This is a genomic window from Pseudoalteromonas sp. SR45-5 (assembly GCF_014163565.1).
Lineage (GTDB): Bacteria > Pseudomonadota > Gammaproteobacteria > Enterobacterales > Alteromonadaceae > Pseudoalteromonas > Pseudoalteromonas distincta.
The window spans coordinates 1-6,742 of sequence record NZ_JACJDN010000183.1; the positions used below are offsets into that span (position 1 = coordinate 1).

The following is a 6,742-nucleotide window of genomic DNA, read 5'->3' on the forward strand; positions in this document are numbered from 1 at the left end:
TACTTTCTGTTACCGCTCGACTTGCATGTGTTAGGCCTGCCGCCAGCGTTCAATCTGAGCCATGATCAAACTCTTCAATTAAAAAGTTTTATGTCTTTCGACAGCTCAATGAATTCTGAATTTTTAATATCTTTCGATATTGAATTGACTGTGCCGAATAATTACCGAAATAACTATTCTGTTGGTCACTCAGTTTTCAATTGAGACTCTAATTTGTTTGCCTCGTTACTTGCTCAATAAAGAACGAAGTAGCTTGGCTGTTAGAACTCAATCTGTACGAGTGCCCACACAGATGATTGCTTTATATTGTTAAAGAACGTTTTGAGTCGCTTTAGCGTCTCAAGGGATGCGAATAATACACCCTTTATTTTTCGAGTCAACACTTTGTTTTAAACTTTCTTTTTAGAAGATTTAAAACCGAAGTTTTATTTAACTCTGTGAGTAGTTCGTGCCTTGCTATGCTTCAGCGTTTCCCGTCTCAGTGGGGTCGCATTATAGGGAGAACAGATTTTTACGCAAGCGTTTTATTGACAAAACTTTAAATAAAGCACTGTTCGCTGAGAATTTGAGCTAAACGCATTAAAAACACAACATAACTAGCACTTTATTAACATTTAACGCCTATTAAAGTGTTTGTTATGGCCTGCGCTATCAAAAAATACTGTCTACAGACCAGCTATTAAGTCATTTATCTAAAAGCTATAGTTAAAGCCCGCGTAAAAACGACGACCTGAGTAGCTAGTATTGAGTAATCGCGCATCGGTGTCATTTCCTAAACGCGTTACTGATTCAGATTTAGTTAAATTAATAACCGCTGCGGTAAGGCTAAGCCCGTCGTATAAATTTACAGATGCATTTACATCGATTTGTTCGTAAGGGTCTTGGTATACATTTAATCCGCTATTTAAACCGAGTACTGTTTCGCCGCGCTTATTATAAGAAGCACGTACATTAAAATAACCTCCTTCATAATAAACAGAGGTGTTGTACTGATACTTTGCACTACCTATTAAGGCCGACTGACCAAATTCTTCACCATTAATTGTTACATCTGCTTTATTGGTTTTGTTATAAGTGTAATTTGCGTAAAAGCCAAAACCACTATCAAAGGCATGCTGAATAAATACTTCCGCGCCTTTTGATACTGCATCGGTGCCATTACCTACAGTGCTGTAAGGGGCTATATTAATAGTCCCTGCATCCACTATATTATTTTTACCGGCAAAGTTTTGCTCTACGTCGATCACCAGTGGCACAACAAAGTTATCTACTTTCTTATGAAAAAGTGCCAACCCAACAGCAGAACCTTCGCCATAATAATACTCAATAGATAAATCAGCTTGAACTGATTCAAATGGTTTCAAGTTTTTATTTCCGCCACTACCGCTAAAACCAGGAAGCTCGTTAAATGCGGCTCTATCTTCTGCCCATTCACCTGATACATAGGTAATGCGCTGCTGCGCACCTAAATCACTATAGTCAGGACGAGATATTACTTTAGCTATTGCCCCACGAATAACTAAATCGTCGGTTGCATCCCACGCTATATTAAAGCTTGGCAAAACTTGAGTCTCTTTGTTTTGCTGAGTGACTAATTGATAGTCTTCTACAAAACGAGCGTCCCCTGTTACTGGCTCACCTGTTTCATCATTTGTGTGATCTAATTGGTAGGTATATAAGTCAGTAGATGAAGTAAGTGTTTTTGTTTGCACAACACGCACACCCAAATTACCTCTGACTTCACTAAATTCAAAATCACCTTGTATATAAAAAGCCGATATTTTTTCTTCTATATCGTAAACAAAATTATCTTCAATGCGCGTATAAGGTACATAACTAGCAGTGACCATATCGCGGTATTTATTCCAGTCGATACTTGGCATTTGGTTTATATCAAAACCACCTGCAATATTATTCTCACTAGTAAATACATTTTGAGCTAATGGCATTCCACCATTCCATTGGTAGCTATCAAAACGGGTAATACCTTGCTCACTTGCTTCCCCTGCAGCAATGTCAAAATTTGGTTCTAAAAAGAAGGTGTTGCCGGTTTCACGGTGAAGAATTGAGTTGCGGTACTTAACACCGGTTCTAATTGTTTTTAAAAAGCCCCAATCAACATAAAAATCCACATCAGCTTGGTAGTAATCTTCTTCTAGCTCACTGCGTACAAAGCTTGAGTTTGAAGAGCCCGCATCACGACCGCCTCCAACTCCATTTTGTAAATTAACTAATGTATTAGGGTCGATATTAAGTGACACATTATTTTGATTGAGCGACCAGCCAGCCGTTTGAGCTGCGTTTTGAATAGTGGCTGCGTTTTCGCCCGCGTTAGAACTTTTATACGCCGCTTCCCAGCTTTCTTCTGGGCCGCCCTCTGATTGTGTATTACCAATTACAAAGCGCGCTTTAAAATTATCACCTTCATAGGTTAAATTAAAATCAAAGGTATCGGAGGTAGATTCCTCACGTACGTAGCTGCCACGCATCCACGGAAATTGCATATCATTTTCGACACCACTTGCCATTGCATCGTATTGCATACCAGTAACAATAGTGCCCGACTCATCAAGGTTTACATCCGTTAAAAAATCAGGATTTAAAGACCACTCTGGTATATCAATCACAGATTCTGTTCTGTCTTGCCCAAGTGTAAAACCAAAATAATTAAAGCCAAGCTCTAAACGATTTGTTGGTCGCCACTGTGAACTAAATTGAATCCCTTCGCGCTCACGTTTTTCGTTAAGAACAGAACCTCGAACAACTTGCGGAAACCAAACGCCATCGTAACTGTTGCCGTTTGCATCATTAATAGTATCCCAACCGTTATTGTTATCAACTGTATTACCATGTATATCTGTTGCTTGCCCAGTGCCAGTATAGCGCCATACATTAGCATCAGTAACGCCCGAAAGCGTTCTGTTTGTCCGTTCCTGATAGGTATAGCCAACTAATACACCAAAGTTTTCGTTGTCGTTTTTCCATGAATATAAACCCGTAAACTGCGGTTCGTACTCTTTTGTAACATCAGCGTAAGTACTCTCGACATTAAAGACACCCGAGTTTGCATCCATATTTAAAGGCTTTCGGCTGTGCATTAATACAGTGCCACCAACCCCACCTTCATCTAAGCGTGCCTCTGGCGATTTATAAACCTCTACGCTTTCAATCATTGAAGACGGTAACAAAGCATAATCAAACGAACGAGAAGGCTCCCCCGGAGAAGATGCTATAAAATTACCATTAAGCTGTGTAAAGGTAAGTTCTGACGATAAACCACGAATACTGACAGATGAACCTTCCCCGCCGTCACGCTCAATTACCACACCGGGTACACGCTGAAGTGAGTCTGCAACGTTTTTATCAGGGAACTTTCCAATGTCTTCCGCGGTAATGGCATCAACTACAGATCCCGACATACGTTTTACATCTAAGTTTTCGGCCATACTTGAACGGATACCACGTACTTCTATTACTTCCATATCTTCTTTATTATTAGTTATATCTGCGTAAGCTTTATTGCTGAAGCCTATTGCCGATAAAATAGAAATACAGAGTGTTGATTTGAATAGTTTGGGTGAAGCGTGTAGTGAGTTATTATTGTAGTTAAGTGCTGTCATGAAGAGTTCTATTCCATTGAAAACTGCTTATATTGATTCAAGCAAGTTAATTAATCATTTTACTGCAATAAATTGACGAAAATATAAAATTTTTTGCCAATTTTATACAACCAAACTTAATCTTTTATTAACGGGAGCTTAAAATTAAATTAATCGCTTTGATAAATGATTACCTGTTTATAATTAACTTAAATTCAGAATAGTAAATCAATTTTAAGCACTAACCGACTGAACTATCTAGTTATTTAAATAAATACAGTTACATGAAGATATGCTGTGAGGATCTATTTTTTTAAAGTTAAGTGGCTCTTCTAAAAAACATAGACTAAGGTTAATTAAAAGTTTTACTGTAAAAATATCAGATATCCAACCTCTAAATGGTTAGCTTTAATTATTACCAACATTCGGCTATATACTAAAAAAATCACTAAAGATAGCTCTTTTTTGTATCGCTATTTATTCAATGCTTTGTTTCCAATACTCAACTATTTGAATAAATATCCCTAAAAACTTTAATAGGAGCCTATTTATGAAAAGTAATATTAAACTGATCATCACTGCGTGTTTTTTCATTTGGTTTATTGGTGATAGTAACGCCAACAATGCAAAGTCTAACTTTGATCTAGACGGCAATGGTTTATATGATGACTTTGAACGCAATTTACTGCTTGATTTTCTCGGAAACCAGTACCCTGAAATCAAAGCTGATTACGACACTAATAATGATGGCAAAGTCACGGTGCTAGAGCAAACCACTGGTCGACTCCCACTATCGCTGCGTATTCCGAAACGCGCAATTGATAGCACAATCAAAGTTACGTGGGCTTTAAACCTTTTTCCTGAGTGGCTTATGTCTGCTTATTTTCAAGAAGACACTGAAATAGGTAATGTAATAAATCATTCTTCGCGCGGGACAATTACAGCGAATGCAACACAAGCAAAGCTCTCCCTTCAACCATCCAAAACAAGAAAAAATAATGGTGTTGAATTTGCGGAGAACTCTGGGCAATATTTAATAATGCCAGGTCAGCGCGATGCTAGGTGGAATTACAGATGGATGCTTTTTACGTTTAGGATCGATGCTAATACAGGTGATAATGCTGAAACGATTTTATTAGATATTAACCATGGAGAAGGTTCAAATAAGTCATCTCCTAAAATCTGGTATAACAAAACAAACGGTCTAAGTATTCAGTATGTCGGTCTTAATAATAATGGTCTTGATAAACGGATTATGACAACTAAAAATGACGTGATTGCAGATGGTAAAACATGGAATGTTATTGTTGCTGGGATCCGCTATGGTCAAATGTTTGCCTCAGTAAATGGAACACCAATCTCTAGCGAAGCAATCCAACCTGATCGCTTTTCAGGCGAATGGATTAGCAATACTTCCTCATACATTGGCGATAATGATATTGGTAATATGGCTTGGGCATATGATTCACTAGTCTTTGGTTTGACAGAACCATCAGAAGCAATGGTTCAAAAAATGACTGGCTGGGCGGCTTATCGTCTAAGTACGAATCAATCGTTATTTAGTAACGGAATATCTTCAATTGATCTGCCAAACGAACACCCATATAAAAATATTAGACCTACAATGGATGCTGAAGACTTCCCTTATCGCTATATTCATAATGAAAAAGAATGGACAGCTTGGGGGAGCTCTATTGATAGAGCTGAAGTGCGCATTAATGGTGGTGGAGAACGTGTACCTACAGACGACTTTGAAAGAGTATTTTATGATGACTTTCGTAATAACCGAGTAAAAGCGAGTTTTAGTGGTGAATCTGACCTTTGGTCTGCCCCTGGGTTTAATCCGGCAGTTGGCGCGAGCGCTCAGCTGATGCCTCCTAGTGAAACATTTAATGTTTATCCCCACAATAAAGATGAAAAAAAGCAATCTCTTTTACTACGAAAACAAAACGAAAGATGGAAAGCGAGTGCTTTTTATAGCGTGAATGATCTTGGGCATGGCTATACTTGGACTGGGCCAAAAATTTTTCGAATTCGTAGTATGCTTCCTAAAATAGACAAAAATGATTTGCCTGGGGGGTTATTTCCAGCATTTTGGTCTTATAATCCTGATTTTTTGTTTTGGCGAACAGCAAACCGCATCGAAGTAGATTGGTTTGAATTCGATGGAAAAAATGGAGCTTGGTTAAACGGACTTTCTTCTCATTACCACTATGCTCACGTACCAAACATATTTGCAAAAGATGACTCTAGTTATAAAAGTTACAAAGCATATTGGGGAGAACTGACGGAGCAAAAAAGTAAAATTGAAGGTGGTCTTGAATTTTGGGATGGACAATACCATACCTGGGAATTTGTTATTGATAATGACATGACTTATATAAATGTGACTATTAAAGATGAAGCTGGGAATGATAAGTGGGTTGAAGTTGGTCGTGTGCCAACCGCACCAACTTATCTTGAAAGGCTTGATTTGCAACTTGACTATGCGCTTAGGTCTTACGATGGCAATCCGACGAGCGATCAAGAAAGCTTCACCATAGACTCTATTGAAGTACTACAAAAAACATCAGACATAATAAAAATCCCAAAACCCTTTTTCAGTAAACCAATTATTACAGGGGAAAAAGCTGTTGGTGAAACAATAACTTGCCAAGCTAATTTACAAGATATTACAGATATTCGTTATTATTGGTTTGCTGATGGTTATCCGTTAACATACACAGCAACTAATACTTACGATATTACCAGTGAAGAGTCTGGGAAAGAAATTCGCTGTATGGTAAAAGCGGTTGGCGCACTTAACATGCCAGAAGCTTGGACAGAGAAAGTAGTTATAGCAGAACAATATAAATGACGTATGGGTTACAACGGAGCTTGTATATTTACTAACATGTGTGATTCATAGACATCATTTCACTTTTCGTAGTTGAAGATCACGCTGATAATTCGATAACTGAATGCGTTCATTTTCAGTTTCGTAGTTAGCGTGAACGTCTTCCCAAAGCGGTGTTTTTCCAAGCCGTTCACATACAACATCCATTGGAGTTTTACCTTTGAATGAGCCGTGAGCGCGTTGCCAATTGTAGTAATGCTGCCACTCAGGTAACGTTTCATTTTTGAGTTCGTCCAAATCCAAATTA

General features: G+C 38.2%; 2 protein-coding genes, 1 rRNA gene and 1 pseudogene. 1 reads left to right on the forward strand and 3 read right to left on the reverse strand.

Annotated elements, in window-relative coordinates; translation table 11 throughout:
* Both H5072_RS08865 and H5072_RS08870 read right to left on the reverse strand, forming a co-directional pair.
* Positions 1 to 81: ribosomal RNA gene (locus tag H5072_RS08865) — 16S ribosomal RNA — on the reverse strand; the annotation flags it as partial.
* A gap of 611 nt (positions 82 to 692) precedes the next feature.
* Positions 693 to 3,620: a TonB-dependent receptor gene (locus tag H5072_RS08870; protein ID WP_182693300.1), complete on the reverse strand. Its 2,928-nt coding sequence runs from the start codon at positions 3,618 to 3,620 to the stop codon at positions 693 to 695.
* A 529-nt stretch (positions 3,621 to 4,149) separates the two neighbouring features.
* Here H5072_RS08870 and H5072_RS08875 point away from each other — a divergent pair.
* Entirely contained in the window at positions 4,150 to 6,456 is a 2,307-nt protein-coding gene (locus tag H5072_RS08875) for a hypothetical protein (RefSeq protein ID WP_182693301.1), read from the forward strand.
* 54 nt (positions 6,457 to 6,510) lie between these two features.
* On the opposite strand, the pseudogene H5072_RS08880 reads toward H5072_RS08875, so the two are convergent.
* Positions 6,511 to 6,742 (reverse strand): annotated as a pseudogene (locus H5072_RS08880) (IS481 family transposase); the annotation flags it as partial.